Genomic DNA, 20,686 nt, shown 5'->3' on the forward strand with positions numbered 1-20,686 from the left:
TACCGCATTGCGGGATGTGACGCCGGCCCGGCTGGCCAATCAGCAGCACCCGCCGCGGCAGCGGTATTGCCGCGAGCCCGCGAACTGGAACGATTCGAGCGTCGACCGGGGCACGTGCCTGCTGCAGTGGAAGCAGCTCATGGTCGCGCCCAGCGCGCCGGGGAATTCGGGGGACGAACCCGCCTTCGTCTCGTAGCGCAACCCGCCCGAGCGGATCTTCGTTTTCACGTCTTGCTTCATCGGCGCCCTCCTGCCGGAACCCCGGCAGGTTGCAGTATGCGCCCGAAAGTACCCGCCGCATGGACAATCGCGGTCGCGAAAGATCATGAGAGCCGCCCCTCCGACCCCTTCACCCGCCATCGCCGTCGTCGGCGGGGGCCCCGCCGGGTTGATGGCGGCGGAGCGGCTTGCGCAAGAAGGCGTGGCCGTCGACGTCTTCGACGCCATGCCCTCCGTCGGGCGCAAGTTCCTGCTGGCGGGCCGCGGTGGCCTGAACCTGACACACTCGGAGGCGGCCGCACCCTTCCTCGCACGCTACGGGCGCCGCAGCGCCGAGCTGCACGATGCCATCGGGAACTTCGATGCTTCCGCCGTGCGGGCGTGGGCGGCGGGACTCGGCATCGCCACATTCGTCGGCAGCTCCGGCCGTGTGTTCCCGACCGACATGAAGGCCGCGCCCTTGCTGCGCGCCTGGCTGCAGCGCCTGCGTGCGGCGGGCGTCGTTTTCCATCCGCGCCATCGTTGGCTGGGTTGGGATGACAGTGGTGCGCTGCGGTTCGGCACGCCCGGCGGTGAAGTGAGCCATGCGGCCGCCGCGACCGTGCTCGCGCTCGGTGGCGCCAGCTGGCCCCGGCTGGGCTCCGACGGCGCATGGGTGCCGTGGCTGCGCGAACGCGGGGTTGCCGTGGCGCCCCTGCAGCCCGCGAATTGCGGCTTCGACGTGGCGGTTCCCGGCACCGGGCGCGTGGGCTGGAGCGACCACCTGCGCACCCGCTTCGCCGGCCAGCCTGTCAAGCCCGTGGCCGCTAGTTTCACCGACGGCCACGGCCAGGTGCTTCGCCAACAAGGCGAATTCGTGCTGACCGAAACAGGTGTCGAAGGCAGCCTGGTCTATGCGTTCAGCGCGTCCCTGCGCGATCACATCACCGTGCATGGGCACGCCGAATGGCTGGTGGACCTGTTGCCGCAGCACACGCCGCAGCAGGTGCTGGCCGAGATCCAGCGGCCGCGCGGCACGCGCAGCCTGTCCAACCACCTGAAGAACCGCCTGGGCGTGCAGGGGCTGAAGAGCACGCTGCTGCACGAACTCTTGACGATCGAGGAGCTGAACGACGCGGCGGCACTGGCGCGTGCATTGAAGGCGTTGCCGATGCCCCTGGTCCGGCCCCGCCCGGTCGCCGAGGCGATCAGCACGGCCGGCGGCGTCGCCTTCGAAGCGCTGGGACACGGCCTGATGCTGCGCGAGGTCCCCGGCGTCTTTTGCGCGGGGGAGATGCTCGACTGGGAAGCGCCCACCGGCGGCTACCTGCTGACGGCCTGCCTGGCAACTGGCCGCCAGGCGGCGGAAGGCGCGCTGCAATGGCTGGCCGGGCGTCCTGCCGCCGGCTGAGGGATAATCGAGGGTTCCTTTCCACATCACCCACCCAACGGAGCCGTCATGGGCAACAAGATCGTCACCGAAGCGGACCGCCGCGCCACCCCGAAACCCATCGCGCCCAAGGGGGCCACTTCCACGACCGGCCACGGCCAGAAGATCAGCCTGGAGCGCGGCTCGCACACGCGCAGCAAGAAGAACCCGGGCAAGCGCCCCCGCAAGGGCGGCTGACCCGCACCGCGCCAGCCGGAACGCCGCCTGCGGGCGGCGATTTGCATTCAGGCGCTGGAGAATCCCGGACGATGCTGCGAATCACCGAACTGCGCCTGCCGCTGGACCATGCGGAGGACGCACTGCGCCCCGCCGTCGTGCGGCGCCTCGGCGTGGCCGATGCGGACCTGACCGGATTCACCGTCTTCCGCCGCGCCTACGACGCGCGCAAGAAGACCGCCATCGTCCTGATCTACACGATCGATTGCGAAGTCCGGGACGAAGCCGCGGTCCTGGCCGCGCACCCGGGTGACGCGCACCTGAAGCCCGCGCCCGACACCTCCTACCATTTCGCTGTCCGCGCACCCGCGGACTTCCACGCGCACCAGCGGCCGCGCCCGCTGGTGGTGGGCTTCGGCCCCTGCGGCCTCTTCGCCGCGCTGCTGCTGGCGCAGATGGGCCTCAAGCCCATCGTGCTGGAACGCGGCAAGGAGGTGCGCCAGCGCACCAAGGACACCTGGGGCCTGTGGCGCCAGGGCGTGCTGAACCCGGAGTCGAACGTGCAGTTCGGCGAGGGTGGCGCCGGCACCTTCAGCGACGGCAAGCTGTGGAGCCAGATCAGCGACCCGCGCCACCTCACGCGCAAGGTGCTCACGGAGTTCGTCAAGGCGGGTGCGCCGGAGGAAATCCTCTACGTCAGCAAGCCGCACATCGGCACGTTCCGCCTGGTCAGCATGGTGGAGAAGATGCGTGCCGACATCGTCGCGCTGGGCGGCGAGATCCGCTTCGAGCAGCAGGTCACCGACGTCCTGATCGAGCAGGCGGGCGACATGGGGCACATGCGCGGTGTCACGCTCGCCTCCGGCGAGCAGCTGCGGGCCGACCACGTGGTGCTGGCCCTGGGCCACAGCGCGCGCGACACCTTCACCATGCTGCATGGCCGAGGGGTGTTCATGGAAGCCAAGCCGTTCTCGGTCGGCTTCCGCATCGAGCACCCGCAAGGCGTGATCGACAGGGCGCGCTTCGGGCCGAATGCCGGCAACCCCATCCTGGGCGCGGCCGACTACAAGCTGGTGCATCACGCGAAGAACGGCCGCAGCGTCTACAGCTTCTGCATGTGCCCGGGCGGCACGGTGGTGGCCGCCACGTCGGAACCGCTGCGCGTCGTGACCAACGGCATGAGCCAGTATTCGCGCAACGAGCGCAACGCCAATGCCGGCATCGTGGTCGGCATCGCCCCGCAGGACTACCGGCAGGACGGCGCCAGCGAAGGCCCGGTGAACCCGCTGGACGGCATGGTGTTCCAGCGCTTCTGGGAGTCGCGGGCCTACGAACTCGGTGAGGGCGGCTACGTGGCGCCGGGGCAGCTGGTGGGCGACTTCATCCGGCGGCAGCGCAGCAGTGCCTTCGGGGGCGTGCAGCCTTCGTACAAGCCGGGCGTCCACCTGACCGATCTCGCGCAACCGGGCCGCGAGAGCCTGCCTGGGTACGCGCTGGACGCCATCCGCGAAGCCTTGCCGGCATTCGAGCGGCAGATCCCCGGCTTTTCCATGCCGGATGCCGTGCTGACGGGTGTCGAGACGCGCACTTCGTCGCCCCTGCGCATCACCCGGGACCGCCAGCACCAGAGCCTGAACGTCCGCGGGCTCTACCCGGCCGGCGAGGGCGCGGGCTATGCGGGCGGGATCATGTCGGCCGGCGTCGACGGCATCGAGGTGGCGGAATCGGTCGCGCGGGCGATGCTGGGCGTGGCGTTGGGCTGAGAACGTCGCCGGCGCGTGCGATTTGCGCCTACGGCCACGCAGGCGCTGCGCGCACAGCTGAGGTTGGAAGGTCAGTGGATGCTGGGCCATCAACCCGGGAGCCCTCCTTGAACCACTTCACCAGAATCGCCTTGGCCACCTTTTCGCTGGCCGTCCTGCCCGCCGCCTGGGCCGCCGGCCCTTCAGCCGCCGAGCAGGCTTACCAGAAGGAGCGCGCCCACTGCATGAGCGGCAAGTCGCATCAGGACCGGGCGACCTGCCTGAAGGAAGCGGGCGCCGCCCGGGACGAAGCGCGCCGCGGGGCATTGGGCAGCAAGTCGTCGGGCGACTTGGCCGGCAACGCCACCGCGCGTTGCAATGCGCAGCCGGCGGCCGACCGCGAGGCCTGCGTGCAGCGCATTCTCGGCGCCGGTTCCACCAGCGGCAGCGTGGAAGGCGGCGGAGTCATTCGCCAGACCGAAACCAAGGTGCCTTGAGTGGATGCAGGTGGCGCGGGGTATAAACCCGGCATCGCCATCTTCGCCTTACCTTCACACCACCGCGTGCCGCCACGCCGCCGGGCCCCGCCATGGCGGTGATCGAACCCCTGCTGCTGGCGGTCGCGCGCCTGTCCACCTTCGCCGGCAGCCGCGTGCTGACGGCGGCGAGCGGCTTCTTCTTCGAGCGGGAAGAGCGACTGTTCCTGATCACCAGCCGGCACGTGCTGGTGGATTCGCCGAGCGGCCATCATCCCGATCGCATCGAAGTCACGTTGCACGTGGACGCGGTCGACCTGTCGCGCTCGAGGGTGTTCCAGATCCCGCTCTACGAGGACCGCCGCAGCGTCTGGCGCCAGGCCACCGACTCGGGCGGCGAGATCGACGTCGCTTCCATCGAACTGGACCGGGACGCCCTCCCCGAGGGCGTGGAAATCCGGCCGTTCACCCTGGAGCACCTGCAAGGCCCCCTCGAAGAGGTGCGGCTGGGCAGCGCGCTGTTGGTGGTCGGCTATCCGCTGGGGTTCTACGACACCGTGCACCACCTGGCCGTGGCGCGCCAGGCCACAGTGGCGTCGGCGTTCGGCGTGCGTTTCCAGGGGCGCGGTTATTTCCTGACCGATGCCCGCGTCCACCGCGGAGCGAGCGGCTCGCCGGTCGTCATGCAAGACCCCGATGGCCCGGCCTCGCTGCCTTGGAAGCTGCTCGGCATCCATTCCGCGCAGATGGACATGCGCAGCCGCGAGCGCGGGGTCGACGAATCGCTGGGGCTCAACTGCGCCTGGTACGCGGACATCCTGAAGACGTTGACCGACTAGGCATGCCGTCGGGCGCCGTGCAGGCGGTCCAGCGTGGCTTCGCCCGAGCACTGGACGTGGGCACGGGCCAGGCGCTCGGCGTCGTCCGCGTCGCCGGTCGCTACGGCCCACAGCATGGCCTCATGCTGGTCCCACAAGTCGCCCGGATGCGAGCCGGGCATCAGTGCGTCACCCATCACCCGCTGCAGGTCGGTCCAGTGCGCCTCGACGGCGGGGGCGATCAGCTGGTTGCCGGACAGGGCGTAAATGAAATCATGGAACGCCATGTCGGCCTCGATCATGTCGGCCACCTGGCCGCTGGCCTCCGCCCGGCGGCCGGCGGCGATGTACGAAGGCCCTTCCGTGGCGGCACGGTTCGCGTTGCGCAGCGCTGCCTGGCGGAAGGCCAGGCCTTCCAGCACGGCCCGCACTTCGAACATGTCGCGCACGTGGTCGGCGTTCATGGGCGCGACTTCCAGGCCTTCGCCGGACGCGTCGCACAGCACGCCGAGGCGGCGCAGGACGAGCACCGCCTGGTGCACGGGCCGCGGCGCCACGCCGAGGTCGCGCGCGATCCGGTCTTCGGCGATGCGGGTCCCGGGCGGCAGCTTGCCCGCGGCGATGTCCGCCAGGATGGCGTCCTGGACGAGTACCACCAGTCTGGGCTGGACCTCTTGCGTCCTCATCCTGTCATCGTAGACCTGCGCCGCCGCTAGCGGGGTGCCGCGCGTCGGTTCCTAGTCGAGGAAGCGTGCGGCGTCCTGCGGCTGCGGCAGCATGCAGACCTCGCTCCGGCCGAATAGCCGGTAGCGGTTGCGCGCGAACCAGCGGTAGGCCGCATCGCGCAGCGGCGCCGGGGCGATCCAGCCCAGCCAGGCCAGCTTCCAGGGCCAGCCCAGTGCGTCCAGCACGCGCAGGATCGCAGCCGTTTCCTGCCAGGACCGATTCCCGTCGATCACCAGCAGCGTCTGCAGGTTGTCCGGGTTCAGGCCAGCTTGCGCGAGCAGGCGCCGGCCGGTGGCGCCCTGGATGGACGCGAAGCGGATCTGCCCGCCGGCCGGCCGCGCCAGCAGGAAGCGCACCCAGCCGCTGCACAGCAGGCACTGGGCGTCGAAGACGATGATCAAGCGGCGGCCTCGGCGACGCCTGCCACGACGAGATGGCCTTTGTAGCCGACCACGCGCCCCAGCCCCGGCACGCTGGCGCTCACGTCGAAATGCAGCCGGCCCTGGCCGCCTTCTTCCACGGCGACGATGCGCGGCATCAGCCAGGCGGGGCAGGGCACGCCCAGGAAATGCATGCGTGCCAGCCGCATGTGCAGCCGGCCGGCCTGCTCATCCAGCTTGAACGTGAGGCGCGACGGGCCCAGCCGCTCGACCAGTTCACCGCGGTTGACGGACATGCGCGACGTCATGGCGCGGTGCGGGAAATGACGTGTCCAGCGCTGCGCCCCGTCGACATCGCAAAGCTCGAAACGCAGCGGACCGGAGCTGGCCACGCGCGGGGTGCCCATCGCCAGCCCGAGCAGGGCGCCCAGGGGCGTCTGGGCCGGTTCGGTGCGGACCTCGCCGTGCAGCGTGACCGTCCCGCGCAAGTCGTGGAAGGCGCGCACGTCCTCGTGCAGGCCGCGGTAGCGCTCGCCCATGAGGGATTCGAACATCGGTGCCGGCTCTGGATCAGTGGCCGCCGTGATGCGCAGGCCCTCGGCCTCGGCCAGGATCTCGTCCGGCGTGAGCAGGCCGACGCACGGCGTGGCGCCTGGCGGCCAGGGGATGCCCTGCGCCAGCCGGCGCACGAGCGCCGTGGCCGCCAGCGTGGGGACGAAAGGCCCTTCGCCATGGGTCGCGAGCAGGTGCCAGCTGCGCGTCACCGGTCGCCCCTGCGGGTCGCACCCCTGCACCGTGACGTGCATCGCGCCGGCGTCGCTGCCGAACGGCTTCAACAGGTCGGACAGGCGCTTCAGCAGCACGGCGTGCGGCCGCCAGTCGCGCACCCACCCGCGGCGCGCCAGCCACGCCATTGCGTTCATCCCGCGTTGCAGAAGCGCCAGCTCGAGGCCCGCCCCCATTCGAACGACGGAGCGGCCGGGGTAGCGGCCGGGCAGCAGCGCGAGATCTGGCACGTCGCAGGGCGACAGCAGCCGGCGGCCGACTGGCGCGGGGTAGGTGTGTGACCAGGTGCCACTCCAGCCGTGCACGGGCGCGGCCGCGCCGCCGGCCGAGATGGGCTGGCCGCAGTAGCTGAGAGCCGCCAGCACGGTGGAGAGGCCGCGGTCGGTGCGGTTGCCGGGCGTGATGCCCAGGTCGATGTGGTCCACGCGCGCGAGGCCGGCCGCCAGCCCGTCCACCACAGCGCAGGACAGGGCCGGCACCGAACTGGCGCCGCTGATGACGGCCACACCGGCCGCGCGCGCCTCGGCATCCAGCGCGGCGATGCCCGCGGCGTAGGCCACGCCGTCGGCGATGTCGACGTAGTGCACGCCCGCGGCGATGCATGCGCGCGGGATGCGGTAGTCCTGGCCCTGGAACGGACCGGAAGCGTTGACGACGACGGTGGGACGGAGCTCGACGAGGCCTGCGCCGAAGTCCGCAGCAGCGGCGTCCAGGCCCGTGTGCTCGCCGGGCGGCACAAGTTGCGCCGCCAACGCCGCGGCCTGGCGTGCATCACGCCCGGCGATGGTGATCCGGACGCCGGGAATGCGTGAGAGCCGGTTGGCGAGACGCCTGCCGAAGAAGCCGTAGCCGCCGAGAAGAAGCACGTGGCAAGACGCCATGCATGGAGTCTAGTCCACGCATGGAACTGCTCTCGACCAGCGAGCTAACCGACGGGCCAGATGAACGCCAGCCGCTCCGGCTTGCCGCCGCCACCGATCTGCGCCGAGCGCCGCAGGGTCTGGCCCTTGGCCGTGGCCGTGATCAGGTAATGGCCGGCCTGCGGCAGGTCCACCAGCATCAGGGGCCCGCCACAGCGGGCCTGCAGCACGGTGGCACCGCGCGCGTCGCGGATCTGCACCTCCACGTCCGCCAGGTAGGCGCCGTTGTCCACGGCGAACGTGAGCATGGCGTCATGGCTGGCGGCCTGGGCCTTCATGGCCTGCTGTTCATCCTGCCCGACACCGCCACAGCGATAGGCCGCCGGTGAAGTTGCCGTTGGGGCTTGCGCCAGCGCCATGGCAGGGACCGCGGCCAGCGCGAATAGGAACTTTCTCATCGTCGTCTCCGGTTGACTCAATCTAGCCCGCGCGCCGCTGCGCGGCTGTAGGAGACCTTCCACAGGGTGTCACCGGTTGACGATGCCGCGGGGCAGCGCTTAGGCTGGACCGCCAGGGCGGTTGTCACGCCCATTCACCAGGAGACTCCATGCGCTTGCTGTCCAGGTTCGTCACCGGCATCGTCTTGCTGTGCAGTGCATTCGGCATTGCCGCCCAGACCGATGCGGCATACCCCAACAAACCCATCCGCTGGATCGTTTCGTACCCGCCCGGCGGCTCCACCGACCTCGTCGCCCGGCTCATGGGCCAATGGCTGTCGCAGCGCGTGGGGCAGCAGGTGCTGGTGGAGAACCGGGCCGGCGGCGGCAACAACATCGGAACGGAGGCCGCGATCAAGGCGGCCCCTGATGGCTACACCATCTTCCTGGTCAATCCCGCCAACGCGATCAACGCGTCGCTGTACAACAACCTGTCGTTCAACTTCCTCAACGACATGGCGCCCATCGCCGGCTTCATCCGCGTCCCCAACGTGATGACGGTCACCAAGAACTTCCCCGCGCGCACGCTCGCGGAATTCATCGACTACGCCAAGAAGAACCCGGACAAGGTCAACATGGCGTCGTCGGGCTCCGGCACGTCCGTCCACCTTTCGGGCGAGATGTTCAAGTTCATGGCCGGGGTGCAGATGAAGCACGTGCCCTACAAGGGCGCGGGCCCGGCGACCACCGACCTGATCGGTGGCCAGGTCGACGTGATCTTCGACAACATGCCGTCCATCATCGGGCACATCCGCAACGGCTCGGTGCGCGCGCTCGCCGTCACCAGTGCGCAGCGTTCCCCCGCGCTGCCGGACATCCCGACGGTGGCCGAGGCGGTGCCCGGCTACGAAGCCAGCGCCTGGTTCGGCGTGGCCGCGCCCAAGGGCACGCCGCCGGCCATCATCGCGCGGCTCAATCGCGAGTTCAACGCGGCGCTGGCGGACCCCGCCATGCGCGCCAAGCTGGCCGACCTGGGCGGCGTGCCCATTCCCGGCACGCCCGAGGAATTCTGGACGCTGCACCGCGCGGAAACCGAGAAGTGGGCGAAGATCGTCAACTTCTCCGGTGCGAAGGTGGAGTAGTCAGCCCAATGCGGCGAGTTCGTCTTCGTCGAACCCAGCCGCGCGCCGTGCTTCCATGTTGAAGGGCCCGCGCAGGCGCGGTGCGCCGTACTGCGTGGCCAGCAAGGGGTAGGTCGCCACGGGATCCAGCCCACGCTCCGCGCAGACGTGGCGGTACCAGTGGTTGCCCACGGCCACGTGGCCCACCTCATCGCGCAGGATCACCTCGAGGATCTCGCCCGCGCGCAGGTCACCGGCGTTCACCAGCTTGATGCGCATGGGCGGCGCGGCATCCAGCCCGCGCGCCTCCAGCGTGCGCGGCACCAGCGCCAGCCGGGCGAGCAGGTCGTGTTTCGTTTTTTCAGCCATCTCCCAGAGACCGTTGTGCGCCGGAAAGCTGCCGTAGTCGTAGCCGAGCGATTGCAGGTGCTCACGCAGCAGCAGGAAGTGGAGCGCTTCCTCCTGCGCCACCACGGCCCATTGGCGATAGAACAAGGCCGGCATCCCCGGGAACCGCCAGATGGCGTCGGCCGCCAGGTCGATGGCGTTCAGCTCGATGTGCGCCAGCGCATGGATGAGCGTGGCGCGGCCTTCGACGGTCTTCATCGATCGCTGCTTTAGTTCGGTATGCGGCACGAGCACCGGCTGCTCCGGCCGCCCGGGCAGCCCGGGAGGTTCCGCCAGCGGCTCGTCCTCGCCACAGGGCCCGTCCGGCAGCAGCGCCCGGGCCAGCCGTGCCTTGGCCGCGGGGTCCGGCTGCGCCACCACCGCCAGTGCGTCTTGGCGTAACGTCTTCATCGCGTCTCCGCAGGGGTCCCTACAATTCCAATTTTCACCCGGAATCCCCATGGCGCTCTACGAACTCGACGGCAAGTCTCCCCAACTCGGAACGGGGGCCTGGGTCGCCGACAGCGCGCAGGTCATCGGCAACGTGGAAATGGCGGAGGGCGCCAGCATCTGGTTCGGGGTGGTGGTCCGGGGCGACAACGAACCCATCCGCATCGGCCGCAACAGCAACATCCAGGATCTCTCGATGCTGCACTCCGACACCGGCGTGCCGCTCACCATCGGCGAGAACGTGACCATCGGGCACCAGGTCATGCTGCATGGCTGCACCATCGGCGACAACTCGCTGATCGGCATCCAGGCGGTGGTGCTCAACAACGCGAAGATCGGCCGCAACTGCATCGTGGGCGCCGGCAGCGTGGTCACGGAAGGCAAGGAGTTCCCCGACAACTCGCTGATCTTCGGGTCACCCGCGAAAGTGGTGCGCACGCTCGACGATGCCGCCGTCGCGAAGCTGAAGCTGAACGCCGATCACTACGTGCAGAACGCCCAGCGCTATATCAAAGGGCTCAAGAAGATCAGCTGATGTCCGAGTTGCACAAGTTCCTGTTCGAAGGCTTGCCGGTGCGTGGCATGATCGTCCGGCTCACGGATGCCTGGCGCGAAGTGCAGGCACGCCGCCAGGAGGAAGCCTGGCCCTGGCCGGTGGTGGAGATGCTCGGCGAGATGGCGGCTGCCGGCACGCTGATGCAGTCGAACATCAAGTTCAACGGCGCGCTCATCATGCAGATCTTCGGAGAGGGGCCCGTCAAGGTGGCGGTGGCCGAAGTGCAGCACGACCTGAGCCTGCGGGTGACGGCCAAGGTGATCGGCGACGTGGACGCGAATGCGCGCCTGCCAGACCTGGTGAACGTCAACGGGCGGGGCCGCTGCGCGATCACGCTCGACCCCAAGGAGAAGGCGCCGGGGCAGCAGGCCTACCAGGGCGTGGTGCCGCTCAACGGCGCCGGCGGCGAGAAGCAGCAGCGCATGAGCGACGTGCTGGAGCACTACATGCGCCAGTCGGAGCAGCTCGACACGCGCCTCGTGCTGGCGGCCGATGCGAACGTGGCCGCCGGCATCCTGATCCAGCGCCTGCCGGCCGACGGCGAAGGCAACCTGGCGAAAGCCGCGGGCGACCTCGAGGACCAGCTGGAGCACTTCAACAGGATCGCCACGCTGACGGCCAGTTTGACGCGGGGCGAACTGCTGGAGCTCGACGTGGAGACCATCCTGCGCCGCCTCTACTGGGAGGAAAAGCTGCTGCGCTTCGAGCCGCAGACCCCGCGCTTCGCCTGCACCTGCAGCCGCGAGCGCGTGGCCGGCATGATCCGGGGGCTCGGCCGCGAGGAGGCCGACAGCATTTTGGCCGAGCGCAAGGAGATCGAGGTCGGCTGCGATTTCTGCGGCTTGAAGTACCGCTTCGACGCCGTGGATGCCGCGCGCATCTTCCTCGCCAGCACCGACCAGCCGCCGGTCAGTTCTTCCGTGCAATGAGCCGGCCGAACAGCCGGTGCTCGCACTCCGGATCGCTGCACTTGTCGCAGACCCAGGCCCAGGACCGGCCACCGTCCATGGCCGGCACCGCGGGCACGGTGGGCGCAGCCAGCCCGGCGCGGTGCACGGCCGACAGCGCCCCGGCCAGCCGCGCGTCGCCGGTGCCATAGACCACCTGGTAGGGGACGCCCGCCCGCTGCAGGCCCGCGCGTACCAGGGCATCGACCGGATCGCGCACGTGCGGCCCGTCGCGTTGCAGGCCATCGGGGACCCAGGGCAAGTCCAGCCCCATCACCAGCGTGAGGTCGTACGTGCGCTGGCGCTCCAGCGCGAAGCGGTACAGCGTGCCGTCCTCGAACAGCATGGCGCTGTAGATGGCCACCATGAGCGACGTGGTGTCGGCGATGACGAGGTCGGCGCCGGCCGCGGCGGTGTCGACCCGGCGCTCCTGCTCCCGCGCGATCGGCAGCTGCTCCTCGGGGCGCGGCGTCCGCCCTTCGCGCGTGCACCATTCGCGCAGCACCTCGGCCACCACGTTCACGCGCAGGCCTTGCGCCCCCAATGCCGTGGCGAGGTCCTGGGACAGCTGCGTCTTGCCGGTGCTTTCGGCGCCCAGCAGCGCGATCTTGCGCGCCGTCATGCGAGGCGCGCGCGCCAGGCGCGCCAACCCGCGAGGCTCAGGGCAATGAACACGATGTAGAGGCCGGTGGTGAGCCACAAGCCCTTGAAAGCGAACAGGCCCGCCGCGACCATGTTGACGGCGATCCAGACCGCCCAGTTCTCGATGTACTTGCGGCCCAGGAGGATCTGGCCCACCACGCTGAATGCGGTGGGGAAGGCGTCCCACCAGGCGACGTCGGTGTCGGTGTAGCTGTCGAGGAAGAGGGCGATCAGCGGCCACAGGACGGCGCCGGCCGCCAGTGCCGCGGCGAGAGCGGGGCGCGTCAGCCGGGCCACGCGCAGCGCCGAGCCATCGGGGCGCTTGCCGCGCAGCCACTGGAACCAGCCCCACAGTGCGATGAGCGCGAAGAACATCTGCAGGGACGCGTCGCCATACAGCTTGCTGCGCCAGAAGAGTGCGAAGTACAGCAGGGAGCTCGCGATCGCCAGCGGCCAGCCCCAGTGGATCTCGCGGATGTTGCAGGCGACCATCGCGAGCGCCAGCACCACGGCGGCGATCTCCAGCCAGGTGGTGGGCGAGCCCCAGAGCTGGAAGGCTTCGGCGAAGAGGATGTCGGGCATGGATGGTGGCGCAGGGAGATGGATTGCGGGTGGAGCCCGCAATGACAGCCTTTGCCTACTTCGCGACCTGGACCAGCACTTCGTTCGGCTTGACCATGCCCAATTCGAGCCGCGCCTTCTCCTCCACCATCTCCAGCCCCTCCTGCAGGTCCCGCACTTCGGCGGCGAGGCGTTCATTCGCCTGCACCGCGATGGCGTTGCGCGCCTTCTGATCGTCGAGCTTGCGCTGGAGTTCCGCCACGTTGCCGACGCTGCCGCGCCCGAACCAGAGCTGGGCCTGCACCACGGCCAGCAGGCCGATCAGCAGCGCGGCGACCAGGCGGGGCGGCATCGGTGTGGGGAGACCTTCAGCGCAGGTTGTAGAACGCGCCGCGGCCGGGGTACTGCGCGACGTCGCCGAGGTCTTCCTCGATGCGCAGCAGCTGGTTGTACTTCGCCATGCGGTCGGACCGCGAGAGCGAGCCGGTCTTGATCTGGCCGGCGTTGGTGCCCACGGCGATGTCGGAAATGGTGGAGTCCTCCGTCTCGCCCGAACGGTGGCTGATGACCGAGGTGTAGTTCGCGCGCTTGGCCATCTCGATGGCCGCGAAGGTTTCGGTCAGCGTGCCGATCTGGTTGATCTTGATCAGGATCGAGTTGGCGATGCCCTTGTCGATGCCTTCCTTCAGGATCTTGGTGTTGGTGACGAACAGGTCGTCGCCGACCAGCTGCACCTTCCTGCCCAGGCGTTCGGTCAGCAGCTTCCAGCCGTCCCAGTCGCCTTCGGCCATGCCGTCCTCGATGCTGATGATGGGGTACTTGCCGACCCAGCTCTCGAGCGTGCCGATCCAGTCGGCGGCATTCATGCGCTGGCCTTCGGCCGTCAGGTCGTAGATGCCGTCCTTGTAGAACTCGCTCGAGGCGCAGTCGAGGCCCAGGGCGATCTGCTCGCCGGGCTTGTAGCCGGCCTTCTCGATCGCCTGCAGGATCATCTGGATCGCGGCCTCATGGTTCTCGACGTTCGGCGCGAAGCCGCCTTCGTCACCGACCGCGACGCTCATGTTCTTGTCGTGGATGATCTTCTTCAGCGCATGGAAGACTTCGGCGCCATAGCGCAGGGCTTCGCGGAAGCTCGGCGCCCCCACGGGAATGATCATCAGCTCCTGCAGGTCGAGGTTGTTGTTGGCATGCGCGCCGCCGTTCACCACGTTCATCATCGGCACCGGCAGCAGGCAGCCGTTCATGCCGCCGAAGTAGCGGTACAGCGGCAGGCCGGATTCCTCGGCGGCCGCGCGCGCCACGGCCATCGACACCGCCAGCATGGAGTTGGCGCCCAGGCGGCTCTTGTTGTCGGTGCCGTCCAGGTCGATCAGGGTCTTGTCCAGGAAGTTCTGTTCGGACGCATCGAGGCCCAGCACCGACTCGGAGATCTCGGTGTTGATGTGCTCCACGGCCTTCAGCACGCCCTTGCCCAGGTAGCGCTCGGGGTCGCCGTCACGCAGCTCGATGGCTTCGCGGCTGCCGGTGGAGGCGCCGGACGGCACGGCCGCGCGGCCCATGGTGCCGGATTCCAGCAGCACGTCGCATTCGACGGTGGGGTTGCCGCGCGAGTCCAGGATCTCGCGGCCGACGATGTCAACGATTGCGCTCATGGGGTTTTCTTCTCCGTTCCTTGATATTTGTTCTCAGACACCTTCGATGACGACCATGCGCATGATCGCGGCGCCCTGCCGCGATGCCCGGGCCGCGGCGTATTCGGGTGAATCGTTGAACGCCTTGGCCTGTTCCACCGACGGGAACTTGAGCAGCACCACGCGGTCCGGCGTCCAGTCACCTTCGAGCACCTCCGTGGCCCCGCCGCGCACGCACACTTCAGCGCCGTGCGCCTTCATGGCGATGGTGGAGAGCTTCTTGTACTCCTCGTACTGCTCGGGGTTGGTGACGCGGACGTTCGCGAGGATGTAGGCGCTAGGCAAAGTCGTTCTCCAGGTAGCCGTTCTTCTTGGTGACGCGGTCCAGCGCCACCAGCGTTTCGAGCAGGGCCTTCATGTGCTTGAGCGGCACGGCGTTCGGGCCATCCGACAGGGCCTTGGCCGGATCGGGGTGTGTTTCCATGAACACGCCGGCCACGCCGACGGCGATGGCCGCGCGGGCCAGCACCGGCACGAACTCGCGCTGGCCGCCGGAGCTGGTGCCCTGGCCGCCCGGTAACTGCACGGAGTGGGTGGCGTCGAACACCACCGGCGCGCCGGTGTCGCGCATGATGGCGAGCGAGCGCATGTCGCTCACCAGGTTGTTGTAGCCGAAGCTGGCGCCGCGTTCGCAGGCCAGGAAGCTGTCTTCCGGCAAGCCCTTCTCGCGCGCGGCATCGCGGGCCTTCTGGATCACGTTCTTCATGTCGCCGGGCGCGAGGAACTGGCCCTTCTTGATGTTGACCGGCTTGCCCGACTGCGCGACGGCGCGGATGAAGTCGGTCTGGCGGCACAGGAAGGCCGGCGTCTGCAGCACGTCCACCACCTCGGCGACCCTCGGAATCTCGGCTTCGGTGTGCACGTCGGTGATGATGGGAACCTTCAGTTCCTTCTTCACCTTGCCGAGGATCTCCAGGCCGCGTTCCATGCCCGGCCCGCGGAAGCTGGTGCCGGACGAGCGGTTCGCCTTGTCGTAGCTGCTCTTGAAGATGAAGGGGATGCCGAGCGCGGCGGTCATCTCCTTCAACTGGCCCGCCACGTCGAATTGCAGTTGCTCGGATTCGACGACGCAGGGCCCGGCGATCAGGAAGAAGGGCTGGTTCAGCCCCGCTTCGAACCCGCACAGTTTCATCAGGCCACCGCCTTCAGCGACTTGCCCCCGGCGGACTTCTGTGCGCCCGCCTGGTGATCGCACGCGGCCTGGATGAACGAGTTGAACAACGGGTGGCCGTCCCACGGCGTCGACTTGAACTCAGGGTGGAACTGCACGCCCATGAACCACGGGTGCACGTCCTGCGGCAGCTCGACGATCTCGGTCAGCTGCTCACGCTGCGTCAGCGCGGAGATGACGAGGCCGGCGTCCCGCAACTGGCCGAGGTAGTTGACGTTGGCCTCATAGCGGTGGCGGTGCCGCTCGTTGACCACGTCGCCGTAGATCTTGTGCGCCAGGGTGCCCTTGGCGACATCGGAACTCTGCGCGCCCAGCCGCATGGTGCCGCCCAGGTCGGAGGTTTCGCTGCGGGTCTGGATGCTGCCGTCCTTGTCCTGCCACTCGGTGATGAGGGCGATGACGGGGTGCGGCGTGTCGGGATCGAATTCGGTGCTGTTCGCGCCAGCCAGCCCGGCGATGTCGCGGGCGACCTCGATCGTGGCGACCTGCATGCCCAGGCAGATGCCCAGGTAGGGCAGCTTGTTCTCGCGCGCGAAGCGGGCGGCGGCGATCTTGCCTTCGATGCCGCGCTTGCCGAAGCCGCCCGGCACCAGGATGGCGTCGAACCGGCCCAGCATGGACACCGTTTCGGGCGTGATCGTCTCGGAGTCGACATAGTCGATCTTCACGCGCACATGGTTCTTCAGGCCGGCGTGGCGCAGCGCCTCGTTCAGCGACTTGTAGCTGTCCGACAGGTCGACGTACTTGCCGACCATCGCGATGTTCACCTCGCCGCGCGGATGCTCCACCTCGTGCACCAGGTCGTCCCAGCGGCGCAGGTTCGCGGGCGGCGTGTTCAGCCGCAGCTTGTCGCAGATCAGGCCGTCCAGGCCCTGCTCGTGCAGCATGCGCGGCACCTTGTAGATGGAGTCGACGTCCCACATGCTGATCACGCCCCAGCGCGGCACGTTGGTGAACAGGCTGATCTTCTCGGCTTCGTCGTCGGGCACGCGGCGGTCGGCGCGGCAGAGCAGGGCGTCCGCCGAGATGCCGATCTCGCGCAGCTGCTTGGCGGTGTGTTGGGTCGGTTTGGTCTTCAGCTCGCCCGCCGCGGCGATCCAGGGGACGTAGGTGAGGTGGACGAACGCCGAGTTGTTGGGGCCCATCTTCAGGCTCATCTGCCGGACGGCTTCGAGGAAGGGCAACGACTCGATGTCGCCCACCGTCCCGCCGATCTCCACGATGGCCACATCCGATTCGTTGGGAGCGCCCAGGCCCGCTCCGCGGCGAATGAATTCCTGGATCTCGTTGGTGACGTGCGGGATCACCTGCACCGTCTTGCCGAGGTAGTCGCCGCGGCGTTCCTTCTCGAGCACGCTCTTGTAGATCTGGCCCGTCGTGAAGTTGTTCGCCTTGCGCATGCGCGTGGTGACGAAGCGCTCGTAGTGGCCGAGGTCGAGATCGGTCTCCGCGCCGTCGTCGGTGACGAAGACTTCCCCGTGCTGGAAGGGCGACATCGTGCCGGGATCGACGTTGAGGTACGGATCCAGCTTGATGAGAGTGACTTTGAGGCCCCGCGACTCCAGGATCGCTGCGAGGGAGGCTGAGGCGATTCCCTTGCCGAGGGAGGACACCACACCGCCGGTGACGAAGACGAATTTGGTCATGTCAGGGTGGGAAGCGTTGCTTCCTTGGAGGTGGTAAAGCAAGATTATAGGCGCGCGCCGTCGGCGCGGTTCGCACCCTCAACCTGGAATCCGCCGGCTCGTCCTGGCTCGCATGTACCGAAACATCCAACTGCTGCGCGCGGCCGGCGCGCTGCTGGTCTTCCTGCACCACGTGCGGGAGCACTACGCCAATATCGGCGGCACGAATCCCGTCCTGAAGGGCTTCATGGACTTCGGCTATGCCGGCGTCGACCTGTTCTTCGTCATCAGCGGCTTCATCATGATGCACCTGATCACGGACGGCCCGGAGCACGAACGCGTGCCATGGAAGTTCCTTGGCCGGCGCCTGGTCAGGATCTATTTCTGGTACTGGCCATGCCTGCTGCTCGGGTACGTCCAGTTGTTGCTCGCCGAACCGGGACGGTTGGCGCAGGTGAGCGTCCTGGATTCGATCTTCCTCACCAGCATCACGCCGGACCGGCTGATCATCTTCGTCTCGTGGTCCCTGAGCTACGAGTTGCTGTTCTACGCGGCGACTTCACTGCTGCTGTTCGTGCGGGCCACCTGGGTCCCGCGCATCGTCACGGCCGCGCTGACGCTGCAGATCGCCTATACGGTCATCGCTCCGTACCAGGAGGGCACTTTCCTGGCGTTTCTGGTGAGCCCCTTCAACATCGAATTCCTGATGGGTTGCCAGCTTTTCTTCTGGAGGCGCGCGGTGGCGCGCTACGGACACGAGGTGCTGCTGCTGGCCCTCGCGGCCTTCTTCATCTGGCTGGGCGTGCGGTTCGCCATCACCAGCACCCTGATGCGTGTTCCCAGTTTCGGTCTGGGCGCACTGTTCATCGTTGCCCTCGCTCTGCGCCTGGAGGCCAGGGGGCGTTTCGTGGCGGGACGCGCCCTGGTCGCGGCGGGGGAGGCGTCGTACACCCTGTACCTGACGCACCTGGCCTTCATCTCGGTCTTCGTCTTCGCCGACATCGGCGCGTGGCTGGCGCGCATCGGCGGCCTCGGCCGGGAGATCGGCTTCCTGGCGTTCGTGCTGGCGATGGTGTGGCTCTGCATCATCGTGAACCGGCACGTGGAAATGCCCCTGGTGCGCTGGGGCCACCGCCTGTTCCGGTTGAACGGCAGCACGCGCCGAACGGGGAACAGCCTGGCGACTCGCGCTACCATCCCGCCATGAACGACCTGGCCGGCAAGCACATCGTCCTCGGGCTCACCGGCGGCATCGCCTGCTACAAGTCGGCGGAGTTGTGCCGCGGGTTGGTGAAAGAGGGGGCGACGGTCCAGGTCGTGATGACCGAAGCGGCGGAGCAGTTCATCACCGCCGTGACCATGCAGGCCTTGTCGGGGCGCAGCGTCTACACCTCGCAGTGGGATGGCCGCGAAGCCAACAACATGCCGCACATCAACCTGTCCCGCGAGGCCGATGCCATCCTGATCGCGCCCTGCAGCGCCGATTTCATCGCGCGGCTGGTGCAGGGCCGCTCGGACGAGCTGTTGAGCCTGCTGTGCCTGGCTCGGCCGATCCACAAGGTGCCGCTGCTGATCGCGCCCGCCATGAACCGCGAGATGTGGGCTCACCCCGCCACGCAGCGCAACATGGCGCAGCTGGCCGCGGATGGCGCCACGCTGCTGGGCGTGGGCACGGGCGACCAGGCCTGCGGCGAGACGGGCGACGGCCGCATGCTCGAGCCGCAGCAGTTGCTGGAAGACCTGATCGCGTTTTTCCAGCCCAAGGCGCTGGCCGGCAAGCGGGTGGTCGTGACGGCTGGCCCGACCTTCGAGGCGCTGGACCCGATCCGCGGCATCACCAACCATTCGTCGGGCAAGATGGGGTTCGCCATCGCGCGCGCGGCGCGTGAAGCCGGCGCCGACGTGACGCTGGTGGCGGGGCCGGTGAGCCTGGGCACGCCGCGTGGCGTGGCCCGCGTCGACGTGAAGTCCGCCCGCCAGATGCTGGACGCCACACTGGCGGCCGTGCCCGCGGCCGACATCTTCGTCGCGACCGCCGCGGTCGCCGACTGGCGGCCCGACACCCAGGCGGACCAGAAGATCAAGAAGGACGGCAGCGGCAGGGCCCCGACCGTTTCCTTCACGGAGAATCCCGACATCCTGCTCACCGTGGCGCAGAGCGAACGGGCCCGCCAGGGCGCATTGTTCTGCGTCGGCTTCGCCGCCGAGAGCCATGACCTGGTCACCCATGCCAAGGCCAAGCGCGAGCGCAAGGGCATCCCGCTGCTGGTGGGCAACATCGGCCCGCTCACCTTCGGCCAGGACGACAACCAGATGCTGCTGGTGGACGCGCAGGGGGTGCGGGAGCTGCCGCGCGCCTCCAAGCTCACGCTGGCCCGCCAACTGATCCACGAAATCGCACAACGACTCCCATGAAGATCGACGTCAAGATCCTCGACCCGCGCATGGTCGACCAGCTTCCCGCGTATGCCACGTCCGGCAGCGCGGGGCTCGACCTGCGCGCGTGCATCGAGGCGCCGCTGGTGCTGGAGCCCAACGCCTGGCAGCTGGTGCCGACTGGCATCGCCATCTGGCTGAAAGACCCGGGCTACGCCGCCCTGATCCTGCCGCGCTCGGGCCTGGGCCACAAGCACGGCATCGTGCTGGGCAACCTGGTGGGCCTGATCGACAGCGACTACCAGGGGCAATTGATGGTGAGTGCATGGAACCGCAGTCCCACCGCTTTCACCATCCAGCCGATGGAGCGGCTGGCTCAACTGGTCATCGTGCCGGTGCAGCAGGCGGAGTTCCGCGTGGTCGATGAATTCCCAGCGAGCGAGCGCGGCGCGGGCGGCTACGGCTCCACCGGCAAGCACTGAAACGAAGGCAGCGTCCGGCTGCCTCTGCAACACACTCCTACAACGAGTAGGGCATTTGACTGCGTGCGAACGCGGCCCGGAATGGCTTCAATGGCAACCACAGGGCCTGCGGTGCGCAGGCATGTGTCCTAACCATTCAAAGGAGAATTTCCATGCGCCAGATTTCCCGCCTGCCCGCCCTCGTCACGGGTGCCGTCATGGTGTCCATGCTCGCCGCCTGCGCGAACCCGACGATGCCTGTCTCGCAGACCTATCCCAGCTACCCGAACTCCACCTATCCCGTGGCCGGCGTCGAGTATGGCCGCATCGTGAACATCGAGTACCTGCCGGTGGGGACCACCGCGCCGCGCAGCTCCGGCATCCTGGGTGCCGTGGTCGGTGGCGTGGCGGGCGCCGCGCTGGGCAGCCTGATCGGCGGCGGCACGGGCCGCACGGCCGCGACGGTGCTGGGTGGCGTGGCCGGCGCGGCCGTCGGCAACAACATCGCGCGCAACAACCAGGGCGTGACGACGGCCCCTGGCTACCGCATCACCATGCAGTCCGACCAGGGCGTGACCCGCACGTATGAAGTGCCGGCCACGGGTGATCTGCAGGTGGGTGACCGTGTCCGCATCGATGGCGGCGTGATCTACCGCGCGTAACGGACGA

General features: G+C 68.5%; 25 protein-coding genes and 1 pseudogene. 12 read left to right on the forward strand and 14 right to left on the reverse strand.

Annotated elements, in window-relative coordinates:
- Positions 1-39 precede the first annotated feature (39 nt).
- On the reverse strand, positions 40-228 hold the full coding sequence (locus tag FN976_RS02780) for a hypothetical protein (protein WP_186510732.1): 189 nt from the start codon (positions 226-228) through the stop codon (positions 40-42).
- Positions 229-325: 97 nt separating this feature from the next.
- Here FN976_RS02780 and FN976_RS02785 point away from each other — a divergent pair, with 97 nt between their 5' ends.
- The 5 genes from FN976_RS02785 (at position 326) to FN976_RS02800 (ending at position 4,861) form a co-directional block, all read left to right on the forward strand.
- Positions 326-1,609, forward strand: a complete 1,284-nt coding sequence (locus FN976_RS02785; protein WP_145890719.1) for a TIGR03862 family flavoprotein — start codon at positions 326-328, stop codon at positions 1,607-1,609.
- A gap of 48 nt (positions 1,610-1,657) precedes the next feature.
- Positions 1,658-1,825 (forward strand): hypothetical protein, encoded by a 168-nt coding sequence (locus FN976_RS28770; protein ID WP_186510733.1) that lies wholly within the window; start codon positions 1,658-1,660, stop codon positions 1,823-1,825.
- Positions 1,826-1,896: 71 nt separating this feature from the next.
- Positions 1,897-3,567 carry an NAD(P)/FAD-dependent oxidoreductase gene (locus FN976_RS02790; protein WP_145890721.1) on the forward strand — a complete coding sequence of 557 codons (1,671 nt, stop codon included), beginning with the start codon at positions 1,897-1,899 and terminating at the stop codon, positions 3,565-3,567.
- 107 nt (positions 3,568-3,674) lie between these two features.
- Entirely contained in the window at positions 3,675-4,043 is a 369-nt protein-coding gene (locus tag FN976_RS02795; protein ID WP_145890723.1) for a hypothetical protein, read from the forward strand.
- Positions 4,044-4,135: 92 nt separating this feature from the next.
- Complete coding sequence (locus tag FN976_RS02800) at positions 4,136-4,861, forward strand: trypsin-like serine peptidase (RefSeq protein ID WP_255440066.1); 726 nt, start codon at positions 4,136-4,138, stop codon at positions 4,859-4,861.
- Here the strand turns inward: FN976_RS02800 and FN976_RS02805 are convergent.
- From FN976_RS02805 to FN976_RS02820, 5 genes and pseudogenes are all read right to left on the reverse strand, one after another.
- Complete coding sequence (locus FN976_RS02805) at positions 4,858-5,526, reverse strand: GntR family transcriptional regulator (protein ID WP_145890725.1); 669 nt, start codon at positions 5,524-5,526, stop codon at positions 4,858-4,860. The genes FN976_RS02800 and FN976_RS02805 overlap by 4 nt on opposite strands.
- A 51-nt stretch (positions 5,527-5,577) precedes the next feature.
- Positions 5,578-5,967 (reverse strand): thiol-disulfide oxidoreductase DCC family protein, encoded by a 390-nt coding sequence (locus FN976_RS02810; protein ID WP_145890727.1) that lies wholly within the window; start codon positions 5,965-5,967, stop codon positions 5,578-5,580.
- Positions 5,964-6,500 carry a DUF4166 domain-containing protein gene (locus tag FN976_RS29115; protein WP_222432767.1) on the reverse strand — a complete coding sequence of 179 codons (537 nt, stop codon included), beginning with the start codon at positions 6,498-6,500 and terminating at the stop codon, positions 5,964-5,966. The genes FN976_RS02810 and FN976_RS29115 overlap by 4 nt, the downstream gene beginning before the upstream one ends.
- 12 nt (positions 6,501-6,512) lie before the next feature.
- Positions 6,513-7,613 (reverse strand): annotated as a pseudogene (locus FN976_RS02815) (saccharopine dehydrogenase NADP-binding domain-containing protein); the annotation flags it as partial.
- A gap of 44 nt (positions 7,614-7,657) precedes the next feature.
- On the reverse strand, positions 7,658-8,050 hold the full coding sequence (locus FN976_RS02820; RefSeq protein WP_145890730.1) for a carboxypeptidase regulatory-like domain-containing protein: 393 nt from the start codon (positions 8,048-8,050) through the stop codon (positions 7,658-7,660).
- A gap of 149 nt (positions 8,051-8,199) precedes the next feature.
- Between FN976_RS02820 and FN976_RS02825 the strand changes: the two genes are divergently transcribed.
- Positions 8,200-9,171, forward strand: a complete 972-nt coding sequence (locus FN976_RS02825) for a Bug family tripartite tricarboxylate transporter substrate binding protein (RefSeq protein WP_145890732.1) — start codon at positions 8,200-8,202, stop codon at positions 9,169-9,171.
- On the opposite strand, the gene FN976_RS02830 is transcribed toward FN976_RS02825, so the two are convergent.
- Positions 9,172-9,948 carry a ferritin-like domain-containing protein gene (locus tag FN976_RS02830; RefSeq protein WP_145890734.1) on the reverse strand — a complete coding sequence of 259 codons (777 nt, stop codon included), beginning with the start codon at positions 9,946-9,948 and terminating at the stop codon, positions 9,172-9,174. It abuts the gene before it with no gap.
- Between the two features lie 49 nt (positions 9,949-9,997).
- Here FN976_RS02830 and FN976_RS02835 point away from each other — a divergent pair, with 49 nt between their 5' ends.
- Together FN976_RS02835 and hslO are read left to right on the forward strand one after the other, a co-directional pair.
- Positions 9,998-10,522 carry a gamma carbonic anhydrase family protein gene (locus FN976_RS02835; protein WP_145890736.1) on the forward strand — a complete coding sequence of 175 codons (525 nt, stop codon included), beginning with the start codon at positions 9,998-10,000 and terminating at the stop codon, positions 10,520-10,522.
- Positions 10,522-11,472: an Hsp33 family molecular chaperone HslO gene (hslO, locus tag FN976_RS02840; protein ID WP_145890738.1), complete on the forward strand. Its 951-nt coding sequence runs from the start codon at positions 10,522-10,524 to the stop codon at positions 11,470-11,472. Before FN976_RS02835 ends, hslO begins: the two co-directional genes overlap by 1 nt.
- Here hslO and FN976_RS02845 read toward each other — a convergent pair.
- Genes FN976_RS02845 through pyrG form a run of 7 tightly spaced genes read right to left on the reverse strand, consistent with a single transcriptional unit; the run spans position 11,453 to position 17,201 of the window.
- Positions 11,453-12,112, reverse strand: coding sequence for an AAA family ATPase (locus tag FN976_RS02845; protein WP_145890740.1), 660 nt, complete (start codon positions 12,110-12,112; stop codon positions 11,453-11,455). The genes hslO and FN976_RS02845 overlap by 20 nt on opposite strands.
- The gene (gene pnuC / locus FN976_RS02850) at positions 12,109-12,714 is read right to left on the reverse strand and encodes a nicotinamide riboside transporter PnuC (RefSeq protein ID WP_145890742.1); all 606 of its coding nucleotides are present in this window, start codon (positions 12,712-12,714) and stop codon (positions 12,109-12,111) included. The genes FN976_RS02845 and pnuC overlap by 4 nt, the downstream gene beginning before the upstream one ends.
- Before the next feature lie 55 nt (positions 12,715-12,769).
- Entirely contained in the window at positions 12,770-13,045 is a 276-nt protein-coding gene (locus tag FN976_RS02855; protein ID WP_145890744.1) for a septum formation initiator family protein, read from the reverse strand.
- Positions 13,046-13,061: 16 nt separating this feature from the next.
- The gene (gene eno, locus FN976_RS02860) at positions 13,062-14,345 is read right to left on the reverse strand and encodes a phosphopyruvate hydratase (RefSeq protein WP_145890746.1); all 1,284 of its coding nucleotides are present in this window, start codon (positions 14,343-14,345) and stop codon (positions 13,062-13,064) included.
- A gap of 33 nt (positions 14,346-14,378) precedes the next feature.
- Complete coding sequence (locus FN976_RS02865) at positions 14,379-14,669, reverse strand: DUF1330 domain-containing protein (protein ID WP_145890748.1); 291 nt, start codon at positions 14,667-14,669, stop codon at positions 14,379-14,381.
- Positions 14,662-15,516 carry a 3-deoxy-8-phosphooctulonate synthase gene (gene kdsA / locus FN976_RS02870; RefSeq protein WP_145890749.1) on the reverse strand — a complete coding sequence of 285 codons (855 nt, stop codon included), beginning with the start codon at positions 15,514-15,516 and terminating at the stop codon, positions 14,662-14,664. Before kdsA ends, FN976_RS02865 begins: the two co-directional genes overlap by 8 nt.
- The gene (gene pyrG, locus FN976_RS02875; protein ID WP_145890751.1) at positions 15,516-17,201 is read right to left on the reverse strand and encodes a CTP synthase; all 1,686 of its coding nucleotides are present in this window, start codon (positions 17,199-17,201) and stop codon (positions 15,516-15,518) included. The genes kdsA and pyrG overlap by 1 nt, the downstream gene beginning before the upstream one ends.
- Positions 17,202-17,313: 112 nt before the next feature.
- Between pyrG and FN976_RS02880 the strand changes: the two genes are divergently transcribed.
- From FN976_RS02880 to FN976_RS02895, 4 genes are all read left to right on the forward strand, one after another.
- Positions 17,314-18,387, forward strand: coding sequence for an acyltransferase family protein (locus FN976_RS02880; protein ID WP_145890753.1), 1,074 nt, complete (start codon positions 17,314-17,316; stop codon positions 18,385-18,387).
- Positions 18,384-19,595: a bifunctional phosphopantothenoylcysteine decarboxylase/phosphopantothenate--cysteine ligase CoaBC gene (gene coaBC / locus FN976_RS02885; protein WP_145890755.1), complete on the forward strand. Its 1,212-nt coding sequence runs from the start codon at positions 18,384-18,386 to the stop codon at positions 19,593-19,595. The genes FN976_RS02880 and coaBC overlap by 4 nt, the downstream gene beginning before the upstream one ends.
- Entirely contained in the window at positions 19,592-20,038 is a 447-nt protein-coding gene (gene dut, locus FN976_RS02890) for a dUTP diphosphatase (RefSeq protein ID WP_145890757.1), read from the forward strand. Before coaBC ends, dut begins: the two co-directional genes overlap by 4 nt.
- A gap of 152 nt (positions 20,039-20,190) precedes the next feature.
- The gene (locus FN976_RS02895) at positions 20,191-20,679 is read left to right on the forward strand and encodes an outer membrane lipoprotein (RefSeq protein WP_145890759.1); all 489 of its coding nucleotides are present in this window, start codon (positions 20,191-20,193) and stop codon (positions 20,677-20,679) included.
- Positions 20,680-20,686 lie beyond the last annotated feature (7 nt).

The sequence above is a fragment of the Caenimonas sedimenti genome (genome assembly GCF_007833165.1).
Taxonomy (GTDB): Bacteria; Pseudomonadota; Gammaproteobacteria; order Burkholderiales; family Burkholderiaceae_C; genus Ramlibacter; species Ramlibacter sedimenti.

Coding starts and splice junctions, on each gene's coding strand:
- FN976_RS02785 (WP_145890719.1), top strand. CDS start 326: ATGAGAGCCGCCCCTCCGACCCCTTCACCCGCCATCGCCGTCGTCGGC.
- FN976_RS28770 (WP_186510733.1), top strand. CDS start 1,658: ATGGGCAACAAGATCGTCACCGAAGCGGACCGCCGCGCCACCCCGAAA.
- FN976_RS02790 (WP_145890721.1), top strand. CDS start 1,897: ATGCTGCGAATCACCGAACTGCGCCTGCCGCTGGACCATGCGGAGGAC.
- FN976_RS02800 (WP_255440066.1), top strand. CDS start 4,136: ATGGCGGTGATCGAACCCCTGCTGCTGGCGGTCGCGCGCCTGTCCACC.
- FN976_RS02805 (WP_145890725.1), bottom strand. CDS start 5,526: ATGAGGACGCAAGAGGTCCAGCCCAGACTGGTGGTACTCGTCCAGGAC.
- FN976_RS29115 (WP_222432767.1), bottom strand. CDS start 6,500: ATGTTCGAATCCCTCATGGGCGAGCGCTACCGCGGCCTGCACGAGGAC.
- FN976_RS02820 (WP_145890730.1), bottom strand. CDS start 8,050: ATGAGAAAGTTCCTATTCGCGCTGGCCGCGGTCCCTGCCATGGCGCTG.
- FN976_RS02825 (WP_145890732.1), top strand. CDS start 8,200: ATGCGCTTGCTGTCCAGGTTCGTCACCGGCATCGTCTTGCTGTGCAGT.
- FN976_RS02830 (WP_145890734.1), bottom strand. CDS start 9,948: ATGAAGACGTTACGCCAAGACGCACTGGCGGTGGTGGCGCAGCCGGAC.
- FN976_RS02835 (WP_145890736.1), top strand. CDS start 9,998: ATGGCGCTCTACGAACTCGACGGCAAGTCTCCCCAACTCGGAACGGGG.
- hslO (WP_145890738.1), top strand. CDS start 10,522: ATGTCCGAGTTGCACAAGTTCCTGTTCGAAGGCTTGCCGGTGCGTGGC.
- FN976_RS02845 (WP_145890740.1), bottom strand. CDS start 12,112: ATGACGGCGCGCAAGATCGCGCTGCTGGGCGCCGAAAGCACCGGCAAG.
- pnuC (WP_145890742.1), bottom strand. CDS start 12,714: ATGCCCGACATCCTCTTCGCCGAAGCCTTCCAGCTCTGGGGCTCGCCC.
- FN976_RS02855 (WP_145890744.1), bottom strand. CDS start 13,045: ATGCCGCCCCGCCTGGTCGCCGCGCTGCTGATCGGCCTGCTGGCCGTG.
- eno (WP_145890746.1), bottom strand. CDS start 14,345: ATGAGCGCAATCGTTGACATCGTCGGCCGCGAGATCCTGGACTCGCGC.
- kdsA (WP_145890749.1), bottom strand. CDS start 15,516: ATGAAACTGTGCGGGTTCGAAGCGGGGCTGAACCAGCCCTTCTTCCTG.
- pyrG (WP_145890751.1), bottom strand. CDS start 17,201: ATGACCAAATTCGTCTTCGTCACCGGCGGTGTGGTGTCCTCCCTCGGC.
- FN976_RS02880 (WP_145890753.1), top strand. CDS start 17,314: ATGTACCGAAACATCCAACTGCTGCGCGCGGCCGGCGCGCTGCTGGTC.
- coaBC (WP_145890755.1), top strand. CDS start 18,384: ATGAACGACCTGGCCGGCAAGCACATCGTCCTCGGGCTCACCGGCGGC.
- dut (WP_145890757.1), top strand. CDS start 19,592: ATGAAGATCGACGTCAAGATCCTCGACCCGCGCATGGTCGACCAGCTT.
- FN976_RS02895 (WP_145890759.1), top strand. CDS start 20,191: ATGCGCCAGATTTCCCGCCTGCCCGCCCTCGTCACGGGTGCCGTCATG.